Here is a 22,360-nt window from a genome sequence, read left to right on the forward strand (position 1 = left end):
CATGACTGCTTCCGCCATCCCCTTCGCCCTGCGCGGCGAATACATCGAACTCGACAAGCTGCTCAAGGCCACCTCGCTGGCCAGCAGCGGCGGCGAGGCCCGGCACTTCATCTCCGAGGGCCAGGTGCGCGTCGACGGTCAGGTCGATCTGCGCAAGACCGCCAAGATCCGCGCCGGCCAGGTGGTCGAGTTCAACGGCCAACGCATCGAGATCCTGAACGACCCGGAGGAGTGACCCGATGACCAGTCCCAGCGCCGCGACCCGCGCCGCGATCCGTTTCTCGACCTGCGACCTCTGCGACTCGCTGAAGGCCGACACCAGCGGCGACACGCGCTGGCTGCCGGGCAGCCTGTATCGCAGCTACGGCGGACATCCGCGCTTCGCCGGCCCGGTGGCCACGGTGAGATGCCTGGACGACAACTCGCAGGTGAAGGCGGCCGTCGAGAGCTTCGGCGCCGGACGCGTGCTCGTGGTCGACGGCGGCGGTTCGTTGCGGCGGTCGCTGCTGGGCGGCAACCTCGCCGTCAGCGCGGCGAAGAACGGCTGGGCCGGCGTGGTGGTCCATGGCGCGGTGCGCGACCTCGAGGAGCTGCGCGCGGCGGCCGTCGGCATCTTCGCGCTGGGCCATGTGCCGATGCCGACCGAGCGCCGCGAGCAGGGCCTCGCGGACCTGCCCGTCCAGATCGAGGGCGTCTGGATCCGTCCAGGCGATTGGCTCTACGCCGACGAGGACGGCATCGTCGTCACGCCCAAGGCCGTGCACGCGGCCGGCTGAGCGAGGCCTGCGCCGGGCCCGGATCTCACCCCTGGGCGGCGATCCAGCCGGCCAGCGCCTCCGCCGCCATCGGTCTGCCGAACAGCCAGCCCTGCGCCGCGTCGCAGCCCATCGCGACGAGGACGGCGCGCTGCCCCTCGGTCTCCACGCCTTCCGCGACCACCGTCAGTCCGAGCGAACGCCCGATGCCGATCACCGCGCTCGACAACGCGCGGTCGTCGGCGTCCTGTTCCAGGTCGCGCACGAAACTCTTGTCGAGCTTCAGCTCGGTCACCGGCAAGCGCTTCAGGTAGCTCAGGCTCGAATAACCGGTGCCGAAGTCGTCGACCGACACGCCGACGCCCATCTCGTGCAACTGCTGCAGCTGTTCGCGCGGGCGGCTGGTGTCGTCGAGCATCAGCCGTTCGGTGACCTCCAGCGTCAGATCATTCGCCGACAGTCCGTGCTTCGCGAGCAGCGCCCGCGCATGGGCGGCGACGTCATCCTGATGGAAACGCTGCGGCGAGACGTTGACCGACATGCCCGGCACGGCGATCCCCTCGGCTCGCCAGCGTGCCAGCTGCGCACAGGCTTGCGCCAGCACCCAGGCGTCCAGCGCATTGATCAGGCCGCTCTCCTCGGCGACCGGGATGAAGCGGTCCGGCGACACCCAGCCGCGTTCGGCGTCGTGCCAGCGCAGCAGGGCTTCCACGCCCACCAGCGCGCGGTCGGTCAACCGGACCTTGGGTTGGAAGTGCAGCTGCAGCAGCTGGTGGGACAGCGCGTGACGCAGCGCGGCCTCGATGTCGAGCCGCTCGTCCAGCGCCTGGTTCATCGCGTGCAGGAAGAAGCGCGCGCAGTCACGGCCGGCGCGCTTGGCCTCGTACATCGCGATGTCGGCGTTCTTCAGCAACTGGTCGAGGTCGAGCCCGTCGCGCGGATAGGCGCAGACGCCGATGCTGGCCGTCATCTGCACGCGCGCATGACTGCCGGCGAGCGGGAGCGGGGCCTCGAGCACCGCGCGCAGCTTGCCGGCCACATGCATCGCGTCGTCCGCGGAGCAGCCCGGCAGCAGGGCGACGAACTCGTCGCCGCCCAGGCGCGCCAGGGTGTCGCTGTCGCGCAGCGCGCCCAGCAGCCGCTCGGAGATGTGCTTCAGCACCTGGTCGCCGACGGCATGGCCCAGCGAATCGTTGACGGTCTTGAAGCGGTCGATGTCGAGCAGCAGCAGCGCGGCCGGCGCCTCGGTGCGCGAGGCCTGCATCAGCGTCTGCCGGGCGCGGTCGGCCAGCAGCGTGCGGTTGGGCAGGCCGGTGACGCCGTCGAAGTAGGCCAGGCGCTCGATCTCGCGCTGGTGGCGGTCGTGCATGAACGCGATCTGGCACAGCTGCGCACAGGCCTGCACCATGCGGCGGTGGAAGGGCGCCGCACCGCGCGGTTCGCGGTAGTACAGCGCGAAGGTGGCGACGACCTGGTCGGCGCCCAGCAGGATGGGGGTGGACCAGCAGGCATGCAGCCCGTGCGGCAGCGCGAGTGCGCGGAAGTCGGCCCACAGCGGGTCGTTGGCGATGTCGGTGACCTCGACCGGCTGGCGGCGCCAGGCGGCCGTGCCGCAGGAGCCGGCCTGCGGACCGATCATGAGGCCTTCCAGCGCGCCGCTGAACGTGGTCGGCAGGCTGGGGGCGGCCAGCGGGTGCACGCGACCGTCCTCGTCCACCGCCAGCACGGAGCAGATCACCTCCGGTGCCAGCGCCTCCACGGCCCGGCACAGCAGGTCCATCACCGCCGCCAGCGGGCGACCGAGCGCGACGGCTTCCAGCACGTCGCGCTGCAGGTGATCGATGTCGGCCTGCTCGTCCGTCCTTGTCGCGTGCTGTTCTTGCATCGCTGCTCCCTGTTTGCCGGGAGCATCGCAGGCTCGACGCCGGTCGGCAAGAACCTCAGCGCAACACTGTCAGCAGCCGGTCGAGGCCGCCGTCGTTGATTGCCACCATGGCCTGCTCGCGGACCTTGGGTTTGGCGTGATAGGCGACCGAGAGCCCGGCGGCGCCCATCATCGGCAGGTCGTTGGCGCCGTCGCCGACGGCGATGCACTGCGCGGAGGTCGCGCCGATGTGCCCGGCGCAGGCCAGCATCATGCGGCGCTTCTCCTCGCCGTCGCAGATGTCGCCCCAGTCCTGCATCACGAGGGCGCCGGTCAGGCGGCCGTCGACGATCTCCAGCTCGTTGCTGCGGACGAAGTCCATGCCCAGCTCGGCGGCGACGAAGCGCGTGAAGTAGGTGAAGCCGCCGGAGACCAGCACCAGCTTCAGGCCGGCCGTCTTCAGCGCGGCGCAGAGTTCGCGCGCGCCGGGGTTGAAGCTGAGCCGCTCGCGCAGCACCTGTGCCAGCGCGTCCTCGCCGACGCCCTTGAGCAGCGCGAGGCGGCGGCGCAGGCTGTCCTTGAAGTCGGTGATCTCGCCGCGCATGGCGGCCTCGGTGATCGCGGCGACCTCGGCCTTGCGGCCCGCGGCGGCGGCGATCTCGTCGATGCACTCGATCGAGATCAGCGTCGAATCCATGTCGAAGGCGGCGAGCTTGAAGTCGCTCAGCGCCAGCGGAGGCGTGAAGCCTTGCAGGACGAGCGGGGAGGGGGATGCCGTGAAGAGCGACGAGGAGGTCATGCGAGCGCGGTCTGGAATGCGGAAGGTCCCCGCCGATGATCACTTGGATCAGTCGGCGGGGACGGGCGGGAGCTTAGCGCACTCGCCGAGGCAAGCCTCAGCGCGCATGCGCGCCGACGTAGGTCGCTCCGCGAGTGCCGGTCATCCAGAATGTCGGCGTTTCGGCCCAACCGAAGCGGGTATCGCTCAAGCGCGAGAGGTATGCGGCGGCCGGCTCCGAGACGCGAGGGGCGTGCTGCCGGTCACTGATGCCAGGAACATCCCAGGACTCCAGCTTCAGGCCTTCCACACGCGCCAGGCCCTTGTCCTTGCTGATCAAGGTTGCGCCCAGCGCCATCGCGTGCGCGGCGATGGCTGCGTCGAACTGTTCGATGCGTTGGCCGCGCTGCTCGCTGGCGGACCTGATGCAAGCGTAGAGGTCGGAAAACCAGAGTCCTCGATCGAGATACTCGACCCGGATCTCTCGCATCAGCTCCCGCAGGCGCAGCTCCTTGCGGTTGGAGTTCTTCTTCTCAAGCCCGGCGAAGATCTCGGCTTGCACGATGACGCTGATGGCGACACGTCCGGTGAGTGAATCGAGGCGCTTCTGGCAGTGAGCCAGCCGTTCCGATCCGGGACGCTCCATCAGGTAGCTCATGATGTTCGTGTCGAGCATGTAGAGCGGTTCAACGCGATCCATGTTGCGCCTCCCAGGCGTCGAAGCGCGCGCGACGGATCCTGTCGACTTCAGCATCGTCCTCCCAGTCGTCCAGCCCGAGAACCCGGGCCCGCACCGGCTTACCGTAGTTCTCCGGCAGGTACGGGCAGGTCTCGCAGCCCTCGCGCGCATGCAGGATAAGGCGAGAGATGCGCTTGCTTTCGGAGATCGCGCGGATGAGCGAATCCGGATCGGTCAGCCGGTCGTCCGGCGGCAGGTGCCGGCACTTGAAGCAAGTCATCGCGTAGGCGCATCCCCTCTCCTTGGCAGCGAACTCGGCTTCGCGTGCGGCATCCCAGGCCGCCTCTTCCGCGTCTTCCTGTGCTTGGCGGGCGGCCATGACATCGATCGATTCGACTGCATCGATCCGAAGGCTTGCTTCGATCAGGGGTAACAGTGGCGTGTGTTGATGCATCGGCATCCCCAGAAGTTGAGAAGCCGTCAGTCTAGGAAGCGGTTCCTCCGCGGTCATTGACTCGAACTGGTGGACGTGCCGGTCGTCTTCCAGCAGTTCGAGTGAGGGCCAATGATTCCTGCGGATTGCCATTGAAAACGGCGGCCGGAGCCGCCGTGTCACCGCTGCGAAGCAGGCCTTCGATCAGGCCTGCGCCACCGGCGCGCCGAGCAGCCGCAGCACCTCGCGCACCGCCTGCGCGCGGTCCTTCGGATCGGTCAGTGCCTTGTCGATGCGCAGCTTCTCGTTGCCCACCAGCTTGATGTTGCGGTTCTTCTGCACCAGCTCGATGACGCGCATCGGATCGATCGGCGGATTGGGCCGGAAGTTGATGTTGATGACGCTGGGCGCCGCGTCGATCTTCATCACGCCGTAGGGCTTGGCCAGCACGCGCAGGCGGTGCGTGTCGAACAAGGTCTGTCCCTGCGCCGGCAGCTTGCCGAAGCGGTCGGTGATCTCCTCGAGCATCGCGTCGATCTGCTCGGTGCGATCCGCGGTCGCGAGCCGCTTGTACAAGGACAGCCGCTGGTGCACGTCGCCGCAGTAGGCGTCCGGCAGCAGCGCGGGCGCATGCAGGTTGATCTCGGTGGTCGCCGACAGCGGGCTGAGCAGGTCCGGCTCGCGGCCGGCCTTGAGCGAGCGCACGGCTTCCGACAGCATCTCGTTGTAGAGCTGGAAACCGATCTCCATCATGTTGCCGCTCTGGTGCTCGCCCAGCACTTCGCCGGCGCCGCGGATCTCCAGGTCGTGCATGGCGAGGTAGAAGCCCGAGCCGAGCTCTTCCATCGCCTGGATCGCCTCCAGCCGCTGCGCCGCCTGCTTGGTCAGGCCCTCGACGTCCGGCACCATCAGGTAGGCATAGGCTTGGTGGTGCGAACGCCCGACGCGCCCGCGCAACTGATGCAGCTGCGCCAGGCCGAACTTGTCGGCGCGGCTGATGACGATGGTGTTGGCGCTGGGCACGTCGATGCCGGTCTCGATGATGGTCGAGCACAGCAGCACGTTGTGCTTGCCGCCGACGAACTCGCGCATCACGCGTTCCAGCTCGCGCTCGGGCATCTGGCCGTGCGCGACGACGATGCGCGCCTCCGGCAGCAGCTCCTCGAGCTTCATGCGGCGGTTCTCGATCGTCTCGACCTCGTTGTGCAGGAAGTAGACCTGGCCGCCGCGCTTGAGTTCGCGCAGGATGGCCTCGCGGATCGTGCCGCTGGTCTCGCTGCGCACGAAGGTCTTGATCGCCAGGCGCCGCTGCGGCGCGGTGGCGATGACGCTCAGGTCGCGCAGGCCCTCCAGCGCCATGCCCAGCGTGCGCGGGATCGGCGTGGCGGTCAGCGTCAGCACGTCGACCTCGGCGCGCATCGCCTTCATCGCCTCCTTGTGCCGCACGCCGAAGCGGTGCTCCTCGTCGATGACCAGCAGTCCCAGGCGCTTGAACTTCACCTCCGCCGACAGCAGCTTGTGCGTGCCGATGACGATGTCGATCGAGCCGTCGGCCAGGCCCTCCATCGCCGCCTTGATCTCCTTGGCGGAGCGGAAGCGGCTCATCTCGGCGACCTTGACCGGCCAGCGGCCGAAGCGGTCGGCGATGTTCTGGTAATGCTGCTCGGCCAGCAGCGTCGTCGGCGCCAGCAGCGCGACCTGCTTGCCGCCCATCACCGCGACGAAGGCGGCGCGCAGCGCCACCTCGGTCTTGCCGAAGCCGACATCGCCGCACACCAGCCGGTCCATCGGCTTGGGGCTGATCATGTCCTGGATGACGGCGTGGATCGCGGCGCGCTGGTCGGGCGTTTCCTCGAAGCCGAAGCTCGCGGCGAAGGCCTCGTAGTCGTGCGGCGAGTAGCGGAACGCATGGCCCTCGCGCGCGGCGCGGCGGGCGTAGAGGTTGAGCAGCTCCGCGGCGGTGTCGCGGACCTGCTCGGCGGCCTTGCGTTTGGCCTTGTCCCACTGGCCCGAGCCCAGGCGGTGCAGCGGCGCCTCCTCGGCGCTGACGCCGGTGTAGCGGCTGATCAGGTGCAGCTGCGCGACCGGCACGTAGAGCGTGGCCTTGTCCGCGTACTCCAGGTGCAGGAACTCGCTGGGGCCGTCGCCGAGGTCGATGTTGATCAGCCCCAGGTAGCGGCCGATGCCGTGGTTGGTGTGCACCACCGGATCGCCGACCTTCAGCTCGGACAGGTCCTTGATCAGCGCGTTGACGTCGCTGACCTGCTCCTGCTTGCGGCGCCGGCGCGTGGTGGGCGTGGTCGCGAAGAGCTCGGTCTCGGTGAAGAGCTGGATCTGGCGCCCCTCGTCCGGTTCGAACCAGAAGAAGCCCGCCGCCAGCGGCGCGGCGGTGATCGCGAAGCGCTCGTGCTTGTTCGCCTCGAATTCGGCGAGGTCCTTCACCGACGGCGGATCGATCTTGTTGTCGCGCAGCAGCTCGAGCAGGCTCTCGCGGCGGCCTTCGCTCTCGGCGAGCAGCAGCACGCGGAAGTCGGTGGACTTCAGGTGCGCGGCCAGGCGCGCGAGCGGCTCCTGCGCGCCGCGCTCGACGCTGACGTCGGGCAGCGGACGCGCGTAGTCGACGGCCTCGTGGCCCCGCACCGCCAGCACCGCGTGGCGATGCGTCGCGGTGAAGAACTCCTCGGGCCGCAGGAAGATCTCCTCGGGCGCCAGGATCGGCCGGTCCGGGTCGTGCTGCAGGAAACGGTGGCGTTCGCGCGTGTCGGTCCAGTAGCGCTGCAGCGCCTCGTCCACTTCGCCGTGCAGCACGAGGCCCGCCTCCGCCGGCACGTAATCGAACACGCTGGCGACCTCGTCGAAGAACAGCGGCAGGTAGTACTCGATGCCGCCGGTGGCCAGGCCCGTGTCGATGTCCTTGTAGATGCGGGACTTGGTCGGATCGCCGTCCATCTTCTCCCGCCAGCGGGCGCGGAAGGCCTTGCGCGAGGCCTCGTCCATCGGGAACTCGCGCCCGGGCAGCAGGCGGACCTCGGGCACCGGGTACAGCGAGCGCTGCGAGTCCGGATCGAAGACGCGGATCGAGTCCACCTCGTCGCCGAACAGGTCGACGCGGTAGGGCACCAGCGAGCCCATCGGGTAGAGGTCGATCAGGCCGCCGCGCACGGCGTATTCGCCGGGCGAGACGACCTGGCTGACGTGCTGGTAGCCGCCCAGCGTCAGCTGGCGCTTCAGGCCGGCCTCGTCCAGGCGCTGCTTCTGGCGGAAGTTGAAGGTCGTCGCGGCGAGGAAGGACGGCGGCGCCAGCCGCGTCAGCGCGGTGGTCGCGGGCAGGAGCACGACGTCGAGGTCGCGCTCGGCGACCGGCTTCCCGTTGGCCTGCAGCAGCCGCCACAGCGTGGCCAGCCGTTCGGAGATCAGGTCCTGGTGCGGGCTGAAGCTGTCATAGGGCAGGGTCTCCCAGTCGGGGAAGACGGCGACGCGCAGCTCGGGCGCGAAGAACTTGAGCTCGTCCTCCAGGCGCTGCGTGTCGCCGGGTTCGGCGGTGACGATCAGCGTCAGCCGGCCGGCGGCCTGCTGCTGCCGCGCGAAGCGGGCAAGCAGCAGCGCGTCGGCGGAGCCGGTGGGGCGGGGCAGGGTGAAGCGTTTGCCGGGGGAGATCGTGGACAGCTGCATGGCGCACAAATGAGAACAGCCCCGGGAAGGGGCTCGGGGGAATTGTAGGGAGCCCGCCGCGACACGGCGTGACAGGAGCGACAAGGGGCGCGGAAGGGGGGAAGCAAGAGGGAAGCAAGAGGGACGCAAGTGGGCGCAAGGGGGCGCGAAGGGACGCAAGGGGACGCAAGAAGGCGGAGGTGCAAGGAGGCGCAGGGGCGTTGTGCGGACCATCCCGGGAGCAGTCGGCGTACCCGGCGCGCGGTTCCTGATGCATTCCAGGGTCGAGGTGCCGCGATGAGGCTGGTGGTGACGCCGCGTTGGTGATCCGCGGCGATTGGTGAGAACGCCCGCGCTTCGAAGAATGGAGGTCTCTCATTGAGCATTTCTCCAGCATGCAGAGTTCATTCATCGAAGGGGCGCCAGCGACCGGACGGTCGTCGCGGCGATCCGTGTGTTCTCCCGGTGCCTGGCGGCACGCGATGTCCGTTGCGGTTGGCCTCGCCTGTCTGGCGGGCGTGGCGCCGGTCCTCGGTCAGGCCCCGACGCCCTCGTCGGCGCCGACTGGATCACCCGCGTCGCTGTCGACGGGATCACAGGTGCAGGCGTTGTCAAGCCCGCCGGGTGTCTCGATCGCCTCGGGTGCGGGGCCGGGCGCCAAGGGCTGGGATGGCATCGCGGCCTACCGGTTCCCGCTGGGCTCGCGTGGCACGCGGGGCGCGGTGGCGGCCAGCCATCACCACTACGGGCTGGGCAGGGCGCTCGCGCGGTCCGGCGCGCAGGGGCAGGTCGACGCGTTGGGGGCGGCGGTGGACGTTCCGCTGACCACGACGGGGAACGGGCGGTTGAGCTGGCAGATCGGCGTGGAGCTGCGGCGCATGGGCCACGCGCCCAATACGTCCAAGGCATCCACCATGTCCAACGCCTCCAACGCCTCCAACGCCTCCAACGCCTCCAACGCGTCCTACGCGCGCAAGGCGATGGCGTTCACCGATTCGCGACGGGCGGTGGCGGTGACCACGGGCTTGCAGGCGGCGATGGTTCCGTCGGCGGGCAGTGCCGCCTGGGGCGGCGTGTGGATGGAGGTCGGCGATGTGCGCCTGCGCGATGCGGCGGCGGCGGTGGCTGATGCCGCGAGCGCGCGCTCGGCGGGTGAATACCTGCTGCTGTCGAGCGACCTGGCGCTGCTCAAGCAGTGGAACGCGTGGGGACTGCTGCTGCGCGGGAGCGGGCAGATCGCGAACAAGAACCTGGATGCCTCGAAGAAGTTCCCCCTGGGCGGCGCGCACGGCGTGCGGGCGTGGCCGCTGGGCGAGGCCTCGGGCGACCACGGTGTCCTGGCGCAGATGGAGCTGCGATACCGGTGGAAGGCCCTGGAGCCGTTCGGGTTCGTCGACGCCGGGCGGGTGAGGTTCAGCCACACGCCGTGGGAGACGAGCGCTCGTGCGCGCGTCCTGCCCCAGGGTCGCACGCTTGCCGGCGCTGGCGTCGGCTTGCGCTGGCAGCACGGACCCTGGAGCGCGGACGGCGCGGCGGGATGGCGCCTCGGCACGGCGATGCATCGGCGGTCCTTGTCGGCGCCGAAGGCGCGGATGCCGCAGCTGTGGGTGAGCGTCGCCTATGCGTTGTGAGCGAGGCGCGTTGATGCACGTTGTTGCGCGTCGAGGCGCGCTGACGTGCGCCGACGTCCGCCGACGTCCGCTGAGAGGCGCCAACCGCCGCCGACGGACGTCGAGGTCGAGGTCGAGGCGCGCTGATGCTCAGTCCGCCGAGGCGATGGGAATCGACCGGCGGGCCTCGCGCATCGACGTCGGCTGGACATCGAGGCTGCGCGCCCGCAACTGCCCGCAGCCGCCGTCCACATCCTGCCCGGCGGAGTCGCGCAGCTTCGTCAGCACGCCGCGCTGATGCAGCCGGCGGGCGATGTCGCGCGCCTTGTCCCAGTCGGGCCGCACGTAGGGCAGCTCGGGCACGCTGTTGTACGGGATCATGTTCAGCACGCCGTACCGGCCCTTGAGCAGGTCGACGATGCCGTCGAGTTCGTCCTCGCCGTCGTTGATGCCCGCCAGCAGCGTCCACTGGTACTGGATCGGATAGCCGGTCTGGCGGGCGTAGCGCTCGCCGGCCTCGACCAGTTCGCGCGGCGTGAGCCGCGGTGCACGCGGCAGCAGCTCGCGGCGCAGGTCGGGCTTGGTCGTGTGCAGCGACAGGGCCAGTGCCGGCTTGACGGGACCTGAGGCGAGCCGCTCGAACGCGCGCAGGTCGCCGACCGTCGAGAACACCAGGTTCTTGTGGCCGATGTTGCCTTCGAGTCCGAGCAGCTCGATCGCTTCCATGACGGCCTCCAGGTTGTGCGACGGCTCGCCCATGCCCATGAACACGACCTTCTTCACCGCCCGCTCGCGCCGCGCCAGCGCCACCTGCGCGACGATCTCGGCGCTGGTGACCTGCCGCAGCAGCCCGTCCTTGCCGGTCATGCAGAAGCGGCAACCCACGGCGCAGCCGACCTGGCTCGACACGCACAGGCCGTCGCGCGGCAGCAGCACGCTCTCGACCGTCTGGCCGTCCTGCAGCCGCACCAGCAGTCGCGCGGAGCCGTCCTCGCCCGGATGCCGCTCGACCAGCGTCGCCAGCCCGTGCAGCTCGTCCATCAGCGCCGGCAGCGCGTCGCGCACCGCCAGCGGCAGGTAGTGCACCAGCTGGCGCCGGCCCTCGGTCAGCGGCCGGGCCTGGACCCAGTGCCGCAGCACGCGTCCCGCGTGCGCCTCGTTGGCGCCGAGCGCGGTCAGGCGGCGGTGGATGTCGGCGATGGCGAACACGGCATTCGGAACAGGGGAGGGCAGGAGACGGGATTTTCGCCGATCGAATCGGCGTCCCCGCGTCGGGCCGCACGTCCACCGCCGCTGGCCCTCAGCCCCCGCCCTCTCCCCCCGCCCTCTCCCGCCGTGCGGGAGAGGGCGTTCATGCCGAGGTTGGCGCTCCCTGCAAGGCGCTCCCTACAATCGACCCCATGAGTTCCTTTCCCATCGGCCTGACGCCGCGCTGCTTCGCGCTGGTGCCGGCCGCGGGCGTCGGCAGCCGCTCCGGCGCCGACCGCCCCAAGCAGTACGTCCCGCTCGCCGGCCGCGCCCTGATCGCGCACACGCTGGCGGCGCTCGGCGCCGTCGCGCGGGTCGAGGCCACGCTGGTCGTGCTCTCGCCGGACGACGACCAGTTCGAATCCGCCGTCCCCGGCTTCGAAGGCGAGCACGGCTGGATCGCACGCACCGGCGGCGCGACACGCGCCGACACCGTCGCCGCCGGCCTGCAGGCCTTGCGCGAACGCGGTGCCCAGCCGCACGACTGGGTGCTCGTCCACGACGCCGCCCGTTGCCTGCTCCGTCCCGAATGGGTCGATGCGCTGATCGACGCCTGCGACGACGACGAGGTCGGCGGTCTGCTCGCGTTGCCCGTGGCCGACACGCTCAAGGACGCGGTGGTCGCGAGCCCGGGCACCGATCCCGGCGCGGCGCCGTCGACGCGCGTCGCCGCCACCGTCGACCGCCGCGGCAAGTGGGCCGCGCAGACGCCGCAGATGTTCCGCCTCGGCCTGCTGATGCCCGCGCTGGCCGGCCCGATGGAAGGCATCACCGACGAGGCCAGCGCCGTCGAGGCGCTGGGCCATTCGCCGCGTCTGGTCGAAGCTTCCATGGAAAACTTCAAGGTCACCTATCCCGCCGACTTCGCGTTGGCCGAACGCCTGCTCAGGAGCCGCGCATGACTGTCGAATCCGATGACGATATCCAGGGCCTGAAGGCCGCCGGCGAAGCCGTCGCCACCGTGCTGCGCCGCATGCTGGACGCGATCCGGCCCGGCATGACCACGCTCGAGCTCGACCAGATGGGCGAGCGCTGGCTGACGGAATTCGGCGCGAAGTCCGCGCCGCGCGTGATGTACAACTTCCCCGGCGCCACCTGCATCTCGATCAACGAGCAGGCCGCGCATGGCATCCCCGGCGACCGCGTGATCCAGAAGGGCGACGTCGTCAACGTCGACGTCTCGGCCGAGCTGGACGGCTACTTCGGCGACACCGGCGGCACGCGCATCGTCCCGCCGACGACGCCGACGAAGACGCAGCTGGTCTTCGCCGCGCAGTACGCGCTGGAGCAGGCGATGAAGGAAGTGAGACCCGGGGCGAAGATCAACCGCATCGGTCACGCGATCGAACGCGTGGCCAAGGCGCACAAGTTCAAGATCATCGAGAACCTCTGCAGCCACGGCGTCGGCCGCTCGCTGCACGAGGAGCCCAAGAGCATCCCCGGCTACTACGACGCGAACGACACGCGCGTGCTGACCGAAGGCATGGTCATCACCATCGAGCCCTTCCTGTCGACCAAGAGCCGCTGGGTCGACGAGGAGGCCGACGGCTGGACCCTCTCCGGCGTCAAGGGCAACCTGTCCGCGCAGTTCGAGCACACGATGATCGTCACCCGCAACGGTCCGCTCGTCGTCACCAACGCGTTGCCGCACTGAGTGCTTGCGCACTGAGCGCTGCCGCACTGGGCCCTTCCGCACTGGGCGCGGCATCGTCCGCTCCTTCCGTCGCGTCTGCTTTTTCGACCGCCGACCCGCTTGTTCACCGCAGTCAACGCCACATCCTCATGGTCCTGAATTTCCGCATCGGCGAGGGGTGGGACACCCACCAGCTCGTCACCGGCCGCCCGCTGATCCTCGGCGGCATCACGGTCCCGCACACGCACGGCCTGCTGGGCCACTCGGACGCGGACGCGCTCGCGCACGCGATCACCGACGCGCTGCTCGGCGCGGCCGCGCTGGGCGACATCGGCAAGCTGTTCCCCGACACCGCCGCCGAGTTCAAGGGCGCCGATTCGATGGTGCTGCTCGAAGAGGCCTACCGGCGCGTGAAGGACCTGGGCTGGGTGATCGGCAACCTCGACAGCACCATCATTGCGCAGCAGCCCAAGATGGCGCCGCATATCCCGGCGATGCGCCAGCGGCTCGCCGAAGTGCTGGGCATCGACCCCGGCCAGATCAACGTGAAGGCCAAGACGGCCGAGAAGATGGGGCCGGTCGGCGAACTCAAGGCGATCGAGGCACGCGCCGTCTGCCTGCTGGTGCGCGGAGACTGACTCCCCATCACCGCCGAGCGCGGCCCATCACAGGGCATGAGGGCTCCCTCCAGGACCCTCAAGCCCTGTTCCGGGCCCAGTGAGGCACGTTGACCGCGGGGATGTTGACCGCGGTCAGACGCTCGCGCGCTTGAGTCTCAGCTGCGCGACGAAGCCGCTGTCGTCGGCATTCGCGAGCCGCAGTTGCGCGCCCAGGCGCTGCACCGACTTCTCGACGATCGCCAGGCCCAGGCCCGCGCCGGTCGCCGCCGTGCGCGCCGTGTCGCCGCGGTAGAAGGGCGTCGTCAGCTTCGCGAGCTTGTCCGGCGGCACGCCGGGCCCGTGGTCGCGCACCGTCAGCAGCACCCAGGCGCTGTCGGCCTCGGCGGTCACCTCGACGCGCGTCGGCTCGTCCCCGTGGTGGCCGTAGCGGCGCGCGTTCTCGAACAGGTTCAGCAGGATGCGGCCCAGCTCGGTCGGGTCGGTCCAGATGCGCAGCGCCGCGGACAGCCGCACGCTGATCTGGATCTGCTGCGGGTCGCGGAAGCCCTGCGCCTCGCGCTCCACCAGCTCGCGCAGGTTGAGCGCCTGCAGCTGCAGTTCGCTCGGCCGCGCGTAGTCCATGAACTTGTTGATGATCGCGTCGAGCTGGTCGATGTCCTGCGCGATGTAGGTCCGCGCCTGCTCGTCGTTGACGCTCATCTCCGCTTCCAGCCGCAGTCGCGCCAGCGGCGTGCGCAGGTCGTGCGAGATGCCCGCCAGCATCACGCTGCGGTCTTCTTCCATCTTGGCCAGCTCGCGCGCCATCCGGTTGAAGCCCATGTTGACCTCGCGGATCTCGCTGGTCAGCGTGCTTTCGTCCAGGCGCGAGTCGTACTCGCCCTCGCGGATGCGGCTCGCGGCGATCGACAGCTCGCGCAGCGGCTGGTTGATCAGCCGCGCGATGGCCGCGGCGCCCAGCAGCGACGCGCCCAGCGCGATCGCGATCCACCACCAGTTGCTGGAGATGTTGGCCTGCAGCGGCGCCGGATTGGTCTGCAGCCAGAACTGGTCCGGGCCGACATCGAATCTCACCCACAACCCCGGCACGCCGTTCAGCCCGCTCGCGAGCACCGTCTGCGGTCCGAGCCGCGAGACCAGCTCCTTGCGCAGACGCTGCGCGAAGGGCGAGTTCTCGTAGGGCAGCCAGCGGTCGGTCGCTTCGGCGACCTCGACCGACACCGCCTCGCTGCGCGCCAGCGACTTGACCACCGCCACGCGGTTGATCGCGTCGGTGCTGGACAGCGCCACGCGCGAGAGGTTGACCAGGCCGGCCAGCTGCTGCGCCGCTTCGAGGGCCTTGGGTTCGGCCTCCAGGGCCTTGAAGGTCTGCTGCCACGCCAGCACACCGGCCGCCAGCAGCAGCGCCAGCAGCGCGAAGGTGCGCCAGAACAGGTTCAGCGCCAGACGCGGGGGAGCCACGGGATCAGGCCGCCTCGTCCGGAACGAACACGTAGCCTACCCCCCACACGGTCTGGATGAAGCGCGGCTGCGCCGGATCTTCTTCCAACAGCTTGCGCAGGCGCGAGACCTGCACGTCCAGGCTGCGGTCGAAGGGCTCGAACTCGCGGCCGCGGGCCAGCATGGCCAGCTTGTCGCGCGACAGCGGCTGGCGCGGGTGGCGCACCAGGGCCTTCAGCATCGAGAACTCGCCGGTGGTCAGCGGCACGGGATCGCCGTTCTTGGCCAGGCGGCGCAGCGCCAGGTCGAACTCGAACGGGCCGAACTGGACCGTCATCGGTTCCTTGGACGGCGCGCCCGGCGCTTCCGGCGGCGGACGGCGGCGCAGCACCGCGTTGATGCGGGCCAGCAGTTCGCGCGGGTTGAAGGGCTTGGCCAGGTAGTCGTCGGCGCCGACCTCGAGGCCGACGATCCGGTCCACTTCCTCGACCTTGGCGGTCAGCATGATGATGGGCGTGCTGTCGCCCGCGGCGCGCAGCCGTCGGCAGATGGACAGGCCGTCCTCGCCGGGCAGCATCAGGTCCAGGACGATGAGGTCCACGGTCTCGCGCGTCAGCTGCTTGTTGAGCGCCTTGCTGTCTTCGGCCAGCAGGACTTCGAAGCCCTCCTGGGCCAGATAGCGGCGAAGGAGGTCGCGGATGCGGGCGTCGTCATCCACGACCAGGACACGGTTGGGGCGGGTTGTGGTTTGCATGGCGGCCACTCCGGAATTTGTAACAGCGGGACTGTAAGGGCTGTTTTTCGACCTGTTTGCGGGATGCATCAGTCCTTACCGGATGGTTACATCTTTTGTAACAGGGCTGTCCATATCCCTACCGGAGGTCGATGAATGACCCAAAAAGGCGGATGGACGGCGCGCCGTGGTGGTCAACCGTGACGCTTTCCTCACGCGTTATGCTGGTTCCCACCTGGACTCTCCGTAGGAACCCGAATGATCCGAAGCTCCAAGATCCTTGCCCGCACCCTGATCGCCGCCGGTGCGGTGGCGGTCCTGCCCGCGATGGCGCAGGCCCAGGCCGCCCGGACCGACGTGCTCGCGCTGAATGCCTCGGCCACCACCGAAGTGACCCGCGACCTGCTGCAGCTGCGCTTCTCCACCACCCGCGAGGGCAAGGAGGCGGGCGCCGTCCAGAACGAGCTCAAGCAGGCGCTCGAGGCCGCGCTGACCGAGGCGCGCAAGGTCGCCAAGCCGGGGCAGGTCGATCTGCAGGCGGGCAACCTGTCGGTCTATCCGCGCTACGGCCAGCCCAAGGGCAGCTCGAGCGCCGCGCCGCAGATCACCGGCTGGCAAGGCAGTGTCGAGCTGCTGGTGCAGGGCCGCGACATCGAGGCGATCTCCAAGCTCAGCGGCCGCATCAACTCGCTGGCCATCGCCAACGTCAGCTACGGGCTGTCGCGCGAGGCGCGCGAGAAGGCCGAGGACGACGTGGTCGCGCAGGCGATCGCCAGCTACAAAGCCAAGGCGGCCCTGTACGCGAAGCAGTTCGGTTATTCGGGCTACCGCATCGGCGAGGTCAGCGTGAACGCCGACCAGCCGGCGCCCGTCATGATGGCGGCCCAGGCGCGCTTCAAGACGATGGCCTCGTCGGCCGATGAAGCCCTGCCGGTCGAATCCGGCAAGGCCACCGTCACGGTGAACGTGAACGGCAACGTCGTGATGACACGTTGATCACGTGCTGATCACGCGCTGATCACGCGACAGGCTCGCATGCCTGAATGAACAACGCCCGGCGTCGACCGGGCGTTGTTCATGGCGCGAGCTGCGCAGGGATCGCTACTGCGCGGTCCAGCCGCCGTCCATCGCCCAGGCCTGGCCGCGCACGTTGACCGCGGCGTCCGAGCACAGGAACACGGTCAGCGCGCCGAGTTCCTCAGGCGTCGTGAACTGCAGCGAGGGCTGCTTCTCGGCCAGCAGCTGACGTTTGGCCTCGGCGGGATCGAGCTTCTCCTTGGCCGAGCGGTCGTCGATCTGCTTCTGTACCAGCGGGGTCAGCACCCAGCCGGGGCAGATCGCGTTCACGGTGACGGGGAGGAGGGCGGTCTCCAGCGCCGCCGACTTCGTCAGGCCGACCAGGCCGTGCTTGGCGGCCACGTAGGCCGACTTGCCCGCCGACGCCACCAGCCCGTGCGTCGACGCGATGTTCACGACGCGTCCCCAGTTCTTCTTCTTCATGCCGGGCAGCGCCAGGCGCATCGTGTGGAAGGCGGAGCTGAGGTTGATCGCGATGATCGCGTCCCACTTCTCCGGCGGGAACTCGTCGACGTTGGCCACGTGCTGGATGCCGGCGTTGTTCACCAGGATGTCGCAGCCGCCGAACTCCTGGTCGATGTAGGCCATCATGGCCTCGATCTCGGCGGGTTTGCTCATGTCGGCACCGTGGTAGCCGACCTTCACGCCCAGCGCCTCGACCTCCGCCTTCGGGCCGGCGTGGTCGCCGAAGCCGTTCAGGACGATGTTCGCGCCTTCCTTGGCCAGGGTCAGGGCGATCCCCAATCCGATGCCGCTCGTGGAGCCGGTGACCAGCGCCGTCTTGCCTTTCAACATGCCGCGTCCTCTTCAGGGTTGTTAGGATGGGGACAAAGGATACGAGCGATGTCTGAACCCTTGTTGAAAAAAGTCCAGGCGCTGAGCCCTTGTGGCCTTCACCGGGTCGCGTATTGGGAGTGGGGGCAGGCCGACAACCCTCGGGTGCTGGTCTGTGTGCACGGGCTGTCGCGGCAGGGTCGCGACTTCGACGTGATCGCGCGACGCCTGAGCAACCGTTTCCGGGTGATCTGCCCGGATGTCGTCGGTCGCGGGGAGTCGGAATGGCTGGGCGATCCTCGCAACTACCAGCTCCCCCAATATGTCTCGGACATGGTCACGCTGCTGGCGCGCCTGGGGCCCGCGCAGGTGGACTGGCTGGGGACCTCGATGGGCGGGCTGATCGGCCTGGCGCTGGCGGCGATGCCGGCCAGCCCGATCAAGCGGCTGATCCTCAACGACGTGGGACCGACGATCGAGTTCGTCGCCTTGCAGCGCATCGCGAGCTACCTCGGCCGGGCGCCGCAGTTCGAGAACTGCCAGCAGGGCGCGGACTACCTGCGCGGCATCTCGCAAGGTTTCGGGCCGCACACGGACGACCAGTGGCTGGCGCTGTCGCGGGCGATGTTCAAACCGGACGGCGATCGCTGCCGGCTGCATTACGACCCGCGCATCGGCCAGGGCCTGGCCGGGCTGACGCCGGAGCTGGCGAAAGCCGGCGAGGCGCAGCTCTGGGCGGCCTACGACGCGGTGCGCTGTCCGACGCTGCTGCTGCGCGGCGGCGATTCGGACCTGCTGACGCGCACGACCGCCGAGCTGATGACGCAGCGCGGCCCGCGCGCCGAGCTGCACGAGTTCCCAGGAGTCGGCCATGCGCCGACGCTGGTGCATGAAGAACAGATCCGCGTGGTGGAGCAATTCCTCGACCGCGGATGACGTCGCGGCGGCGCACGCGCCGCCGACGACACGGATGAACGACGAATGAAGACGGAATTGGGGCTGCGGCAGGACCAGGCGGCGCCCATCGTGGCCCTGCTGGACGGGGACCTGCCTCACCGGTTGCCCGCGGCGCAGCCGCGCGCCGAAGAGACGGCGGATCCGGTGCGACGTGCCCGCGCGTTCGCGGAGCCGCTGCTGGCCGATCACCTGCTGGGCACCGGGGAGCCGGCGCTCGACCACGCGGACGGCGTGGCGGCGATCCTGGCCGGGGTCGGCGCGGCGCCGTCCATGCAGGCGGCCTCCTACCTGGTGTACGCCGGCGACTACCTGAACAAGCCCGAAGAGATCGTCGCCAAGGCCTTCGGCGAGAGCGATGCGAGCCTGGTCGCGCACACGCGCCGGCTGGTGCAGATCCAGCGCGCGGCGCGCGAGGCGCGCGTCGAGGAGCAACGCCGGCAGGAGCAGACCGAGCTCGTGCGCAAGATGCTGCTGGCGTTCTCACGCGACCTGCGCGTGGTGCTGCTGCGGCTGGCGTCGCGGCTGCAATCGCTGCGCTGGTTCGCGGCGAGCAAGACGCCGTGTCCGCGCGAGCTGGCGGCGGAGTCGCTGCAGGTCTTCGCGCCGCTGGCCAACCGGCTCGGCATCTGGCAGATCAAGTGGGAGCTGGAGGACCTGGCGTTCCGCTTCCTGGAGCCTGAGCACTACCACCAGCTCGCCAAGGGCCTGCACGAGAAGCGCGTCGAGCGCGAGCAGTCGGTGGAGACGGTGCGGGCCGCGCTCGAGCGCGAACTGCAGGCGCATGGCATCGACGCGCAGGTGCAGGGCCGGCCCAAGCACCTGTACAGCATCTGGAAGAAGATGCGCGGCAAGGGCCTGACGCTGGAACGCGTCTTCGACCTGCGCGCGCTGCGCGTCGTCGTGCCGGAGGTCGCGGACTGCTACGCGGTGCTGGCGCAACTGCACGAGCGCTACCTGCCGGTGGACGGCGAGTTCGACGACTACATCGCGCGTCCGAAGCCCAACGGCTACCAGTCGCTGCACACGGTGGTGATCGCGGCGGACGGCCGGCCGATGGAAGTGCAGATCCGCACGCGTGCCATGCACGAGCATGCGGAGCACGGCGTCGCCGCGCACTGGGCCTACAAGGAAGCGGGCACCAAGGGCTACGCCGGCGTGAGCGCGGCGGGCGAGTTCGAGGAGCAGGTCGCGCAGGCCCGCAAGGCGGTGCTGCGGCAACTGCTGGCGTGGGAACGCGACTACGTCGCCGAGACCGACTCGAACTTCGACGACCGCATCTATGTGTTCACGCCGCAGGCGAATGTGGTCGAGCTCTGCGCGGGCGCGACCGCGATCGACTTCGCCTACGCGGTGCACACCGACCTGGGGCACCGCTGCCGCGGCGCGAAGGTCGACGGCCAGATGGTGCCGCTGAACACGCCGCTGCAGAGCGGCCAGACGGTGGAGATCGTCGCGCTCAAGGAGGGCGGCCCGTCGATGGACTGGCTGAACCCGGAGCTCGGTTATCTGCAGAGCCAGCGCAGCAAGGCCAAGGTGCGCGCGTGGTTCAACGCACAGGTGCAGACGCACACGATCTCCAAGGGCCGCGAACTGGTTGAGAAGCTGCTGCAGCGCGAAGGCAAGACGGCGATCAAGCTCGACGACCTGGCGGGAAGGCTCGGCTTCAAGAGCGCCGAGGCGCTGTTCGAGGTCGTCGGCAAGGACGAGTACTCGCTGCGCAACATCGAGACGCTGCTGCGTCCGCCGGTGCCGGAGGCGGACGAGGAGGAACTGCTCGTCCAGCGCCACACGAAGGGCGCGGTCGGGGAAGGGCGCACGCCCAAGGGTGGCGTGCTGGTGGTGGGCGTGGACTCGTTGCTGACGAGTCTGGCGCGCTGCTGCCGGCCCGCGCCGCCGGATCAGATCACGGGGTATGTGACGCGCGGCAAGGGCGTGGCGATCCATCGCTGCGATTGCGCGAACCTGCGGCAGATGGCGCAGGCGGCGCCGGAGCGCGTGATCGCGGTCGCGTGGGGCGAGCCCGCGCCCGACCGGGCGGGCAAGGGCGCGATGTACCCGGTGGACCTGGTCGTCGAGGCCACGGACCGGCCGGGGCTGCTGCGGGACGTGCTGGAGCTGTTCGCGAAGGACAAGCTCAACGTGGTCTCGGTGAACCAGCAGAGCGGCAAGGGCAAGCCCGCGCGCAGCGACCTGTCGCGGATGAATTTCACCGTCGAGGTGAGCGATGCGCAGCGGCTGCAGCAGACGCTGGTGGCGCTGTCGCAGGTCTCGGGCATCCGGAGCGCGCGACGTCGCTGAGTTCATCGCTGACTCATCGTTGAGTCCGTCGTTGAGTCCGTCGTTGAGTCCGTCGTTGAGTCCGTCGTGCGTCTGACGTTCTGTTTCGGGCGACTTCCTGGACGGACCTCAAAATCCGGCATATACTGCGAGGCTCTTCAGGCGCGTAGCTCAGTTGGTTAGAGCACCACCTTGACATGGTGGGGGTCGTTGGTTCGAATCCAATCGCGCCTACCAGAATTGGTAGGCAGTCCTTCGGGACACCTCGACAGGTCGCCCGCTTCAAACGGCGGGCGATTCTGTTTACGGACCAGTGGATTGACCACCGCTGGCCGAGTTTTTCAGGCGCGTAGCTCAGTTGGTTAGAGCACCACCTTGACATGGTGGGGGTCGTTGGTTCGAATCCAATCGCGCCTACCAGACGGTAGGACGTCCTTCGGGACACCTCGGCAGAACGCCCGCTTCCCAGCGGGCGTTCTGCTTTGTGCTTTCCACTTCGTCACGGTCACGGTCACGGTCACGGTCACGGTCACGGTCAAGGTTCCGGCGTCGGTACGCATTCATCGCGCGGGTGCCGACGGCTGTCGGGCACAGGCCTGTCGCGCCCCCGTGCGGCACGGCGTTTTCACCTCTCGCGCCTATGATCGGCCGCCATATGTCCGACATCGAGACCTTCCCCCGTCCCCGCCGCCGCAAGGGCAGTGGCGCCGTCACGCTGCGCGACGTGGCGCAGCTCGCGGGCGTGGCGCCGATCACCGCGTCCCGCGCGATCAACACCCCCGCGCAGGTGTCGCCCGAGGTCCGCGAACGGGTGTCCGAGGCGGTGCGCAAGACCGGCTACGTCCCCAACCTGCTCGCCGGCGCGCTGTCGTCGATGAAGAGCCGCATGGTGGGCGTCGCCGTGCCGACGATCGCCGGGCCGGTGTTCCTCGACACCGTGCAGAGCCTCACCGAGGCGCTGTTCGAGGCCGGCTATCAGGTGCTGCTCGGCCAGACCGGCTACGACAACGCGCGCGAGGAAGCCTGGCTCGACGCGATGATCGGCCGGCGGCCCGACGGCCTGGTGCTCACCGGCACCAGCCATTCCGAGCAGGCGCGCACCCGGCTGCGCGCCTCCGGCGTCCCCGTCGTCGAGACCTGGGACCAGAGCGCCGATCCGATCGACATGCTGGTCGGCTTCTCCCATGTCGAGGTGGGCCGCCAGGTCGCGTCCTACCTGCATGCGCGCGGCTATCGCCGCCTGGCCGGCGTGGCCGGCAGCGACGAGCGCGCGATGCGGCGTTTCCGCGCCTTCCAGGACCAGGCCGGGGCGCTCGGCATCGCCGACGTGCCGGTGGCCACCGTCGCCACGCCGACCACGCTGGGCAGCGGCCGGCGCGGCCTGGCCGAACTGCTGGCGCATCCGGACGGTGTCGACGCGGTCTTCTGCAGTTCGGACTCGCTGGCGCTGGGCGTCGTGATCGAGGCGCAGGCGCGCGGCCTGCGTATCCCCGAGGATCTCGCCATCGTCGGCTTCGGCGATCTGGCGCTGGCGCGGGACCTCGAACCGGCACTGACCACGGTGCGCATCGACGGCTTCGCCATCGGCCGGCAGGCGGCGCGTTTCATCCTCGACCGCGCCGGCGGCACGGTCGATCGCCGTACCGTCGACATCGGTTTCGAACTCGTCCAGCGGGCCAGCGCATGAACGGCCACTGACCCGGTGAAATCCCTCATCAACACGATCTTGACGCGTTGGATGGTACCGATACCATCCCGCTCATCAAGAAGATGGTATCGGTACCGAGTCGATCACGGCGAGGGCCGCGTGCCGTCATGGATGGAGACAAGCGAC

The 22,360-nt window shown here is 69.3% G+C and carries 19 protein-coding genes and 2 tRNA genes; 12 read left to right on the plus strand and 9 right to left on the minus strand.

From position 1 onward, the window contains the following. Position 1: 1 nt before the first annotated feature. Complete coding sequence (locus ACQ4L4_RS00935; RefSeq protein WP_377156560.1) at positions 2-235, plus strand: RNA-binding S4 domain-containing protein; 234 nt, start codon at positions 2-4, stop codon at positions 233-235. Between the two features lie 4 nt (positions 236-239). Then, positions 240-776 carry a ribonuclease E activity regulator RraA gene (gene rraA / locus ACQ4L4_RS00940; RefSeq protein ID WP_431102367.1) on the plus strand — a complete coding sequence of 179 codons (537 nt, stop codon included), beginning with the start codon at positions 240-242 and terminating at the stop codon, positions 774-776. Between the two features lie 25 nt (positions 777-801). On the opposite strand, the gene ACQ4L4_RS00945 is transcribed toward rraA, so the two are convergent. From ACQ4L4_RS00945 to mfd, 5 genes are all read right to left on the minus strand, one after another. Further along, on the minus strand, positions 802-2,640 hold the full coding sequence (locus ACQ4L4_RS00945; RefSeq protein WP_431102368.1) for a putative bifunctional diguanylate cyclase/phosphodiesterase: 1,839 nt from the start codon (positions 2,638-2,640) through the stop codon (positions 802-804). Positions 2,641-2,695: 55 nt separating this feature from the next. Next, a complete protein-coding gene (serB, locus tag ACQ4L4_RS00950; RefSeq protein WP_431102369.1) occupies positions 2,696-3,418 on the minus strand; it encodes a phosphoserine phosphatase SerB in 723 nt (240 codons plus the stop codon). Positions 3,419-3,515: 97 nt separating this feature from the next. Further along, on the minus strand, positions 3,516-4,097 hold the full coding sequence (locus ACQ4L4_RS00955; protein ID WP_431102370.1) for a PIN domain-containing protein: 582 nt from the start codon (positions 4,095-4,097) through the stop codon (positions 3,516-3,518). Further along, positions 4,084-4,530 (minus strand): hypothetical protein, encoded by a 447-nt coding sequence (locus tag ACQ4L4_RS00960; RefSeq protein WP_431102371.1) that lies wholly within the window; start codon positions 4,528-4,530, stop codon positions 4,084-4,086. The genes ACQ4L4_RS00955 and ACQ4L4_RS00960 overlap by 14 nt, the downstream gene beginning before the upstream one ends. 183 nt (positions 4,531-4,713) lie before the next feature. Beyond that, a complete protein-coding gene (gene mfd, locus ACQ4L4_RS00965) occupies positions 4,714-8,181 on the minus strand; it encodes a transcription-repair coupling factor (protein ID WP_431102372.1) in 3,468 nt (1,155 codons plus the stop codon). 461 nt (positions 8,182-8,642) lie between these two features. On the opposite strand from mfd, the gene ACQ4L4_RS00970 reads away from it, so the two are divergent. Beyond that, positions 8,643-9,791 carry a ShlB/FhaC/HecB family hemolysin secretion/activation protein gene (locus ACQ4L4_RS00970; protein WP_431102373.1) on the plus strand — a complete coding sequence of 383 codons (1,149 nt, stop codon included), beginning with the start codon at positions 8,643-8,645 and terminating at the stop codon, positions 9,789-9,791. A 129-nt stretch (positions 9,792-9,920) separates the two neighbouring features. Here the strand turns inward: ACQ4L4_RS00970 and ACQ4L4_RS00975 are convergent, their stop codons facing one another. Then, positions 9,921-10,979, minus strand: a complete 1,059-nt coding sequence (locus ACQ4L4_RS00975; protein ID WP_431102374.1) for an RNA methyltransferase — start codon at positions 10,977-10,979, stop codon at positions 9,921-9,923. 191 nt (positions 10,980-11,170) lie between these two features. Between ACQ4L4_RS00975 and ispD the strand changes: the two genes are divergently transcribed. The 3 genes from ispD (at position 11,171) to ispF (ending at position 13,289) form a co-directional block, all read left to right on the plus strand. Further along, entirely contained in the window at positions 11,171-11,920 is a 750-nt protein-coding gene (ispD, locus tag ACQ4L4_RS00980; protein WP_431102375.1) for a 2-C-methyl-D-erythritol 4-phosphate cytidylyltransferase, read from the plus strand. Further along, positions 11,917-12,672 (plus strand): type I methionyl aminopeptidase, encoded by a 756-nt coding sequence (map, locus tag ACQ4L4_RS00985; RefSeq protein WP_431102376.1) that lies wholly within the window; start codon positions 11,917-11,919, stop codon positions 12,670-12,672. The genes ispD and map overlap by 4 nt, the downstream gene beginning before the upstream one ends. A 128-nt stretch (positions 12,673-12,800) precedes the next feature. Continuing rightward, positions 12,801-13,289 carry a 2-C-methyl-D-erythritol 2,4-cyclodiphosphate synthase gene (gene ispF, locus ACQ4L4_RS00990; RefSeq protein ID WP_431102377.1) on the plus strand — a complete coding sequence of 163 codons (489 nt, stop codon included), beginning with the start codon at positions 12,801-12,803 and terminating at the stop codon, positions 13,287-13,289. A gap of 114 nt (positions 13,290-13,403) precedes the next feature. Here ispF and ACQ4L4_RS00995 read toward each other — a convergent pair whose 3' ends face one another. Further along, positions 13,404-14,729 (minus strand): ATP-binding protein, encoded by a 1,326-nt coding sequence (locus ACQ4L4_RS00995; protein WP_331613380.1) that lies wholly within the window; start codon positions 14,727-14,729, stop codon positions 13,404-13,406. A 4-nt stretch (positions 14,730-14,733) separates the two neighbouring features. Next, the gene (gene ompR / locus ACQ4L4_RS01000; protein ID WP_067269272.1) at positions 14,734-15,462 is read right to left on the minus strand and encodes an osmolarity response regulator transcription factor OmpR; all 729 of its coding nucleotides are present in this window, start codon (positions 15,460-15,462) and stop codon (positions 14,734-14,736) included. A 237-nt stretch (positions 15,463-15,699) separates the two neighbouring features. Here ompR and ACQ4L4_RS01005 point away from each other — a divergent pair, with 237 nt between their 5' ends. After that, on the plus strand, positions 15,700-16,437 hold the full coding sequence (locus tag ACQ4L4_RS01005; protein WP_431102378.1) for an SIMPL domain-containing protein: 738 nt from the start codon (positions 15,700-15,702) through the stop codon (positions 16,435-16,437). Positions 16,438-16,542: 105 nt separating this feature from the next. On the opposite strand, the gene ACQ4L4_RS01010 is transcribed toward ACQ4L4_RS01005, so the two are convergent. Beyond that, positions 16,543-17,313 (minus strand): 3-hydroxybutyrate dehydrogenase, encoded by a 771-nt coding sequence (locus ACQ4L4_RS01010; protein WP_431102379.1) that lies wholly within the window; start codon positions 17,311-17,313, stop codon positions 16,543-16,545. A gap of 48 nt (positions 17,314-17,361) precedes the next feature. On the opposite strand from ACQ4L4_RS01010, the gene ACQ4L4_RS01015 reads away from it, so the two are divergent. The 5 genes from ACQ4L4_RS01015 to ACQ4L4_RS01035 all read left to right on the plus strand — a co-directional run bounded on the left by ACQ4L4_RS01015 (position 17,362) and on the right by ACQ4L4_RS01035 (position 22,213). Then, on the plus strand, positions 17,362-18,228 hold the full coding sequence (locus ACQ4L4_RS01015) for an alpha/beta fold hydrolase (RefSeq protein WP_431102380.1): 867 nt from the start codon (positions 17,362-17,364) through the stop codon (positions 18,226-18,228). 45 nt (positions 18,229-18,273) lie between these two features. After that, positions 18,274-20,547: a RelA/SpoT family protein gene (locus ACQ4L4_RS01020; protein WP_431102381.1), complete on the plus strand. Its 2,274-nt coding sequence runs from the start codon at positions 18,274-18,276 to the stop codon at positions 20,545-20,547. A 139-nt stretch (positions 20,548-20,686) separates the two neighbouring features. Continuing rightward, positions 20,687-20,763: transfer RNA gene (locus ACQ4L4_RS01025), tRNA-Val, on the plus strand. 106 nt (positions 20,764-20,869) lie between these two features. Beyond that, positions 20,870-20,946, plus strand: a tRNA-Val gene (locus ACQ4L4_RS01030). A gap of 235 nt (positions 20,947-21,181) precedes the next feature. After that, positions 21,182-22,213, plus strand: coding sequence for a LacI family DNA-binding transcriptional regulator (locus ACQ4L4_RS01035; protein ID WP_431102382.1), 1,032 nt, complete (start codon positions 21,182-21,184; stop codon positions 22,211-22,213). Positions 22,214-22,360: the final 147 nt, after the last annotated feature.

The sequence above is a fragment of the Roseateles noduli genome, from assembly GCF_050626985.1.
Taxonomy (GTDB): domain Bacteria; phylum Pseudomonadota; class Gammaproteobacteria; order Burkholderiales; family Burkholderiaceae_C; genus Roseateles; species Roseateles noduli_A.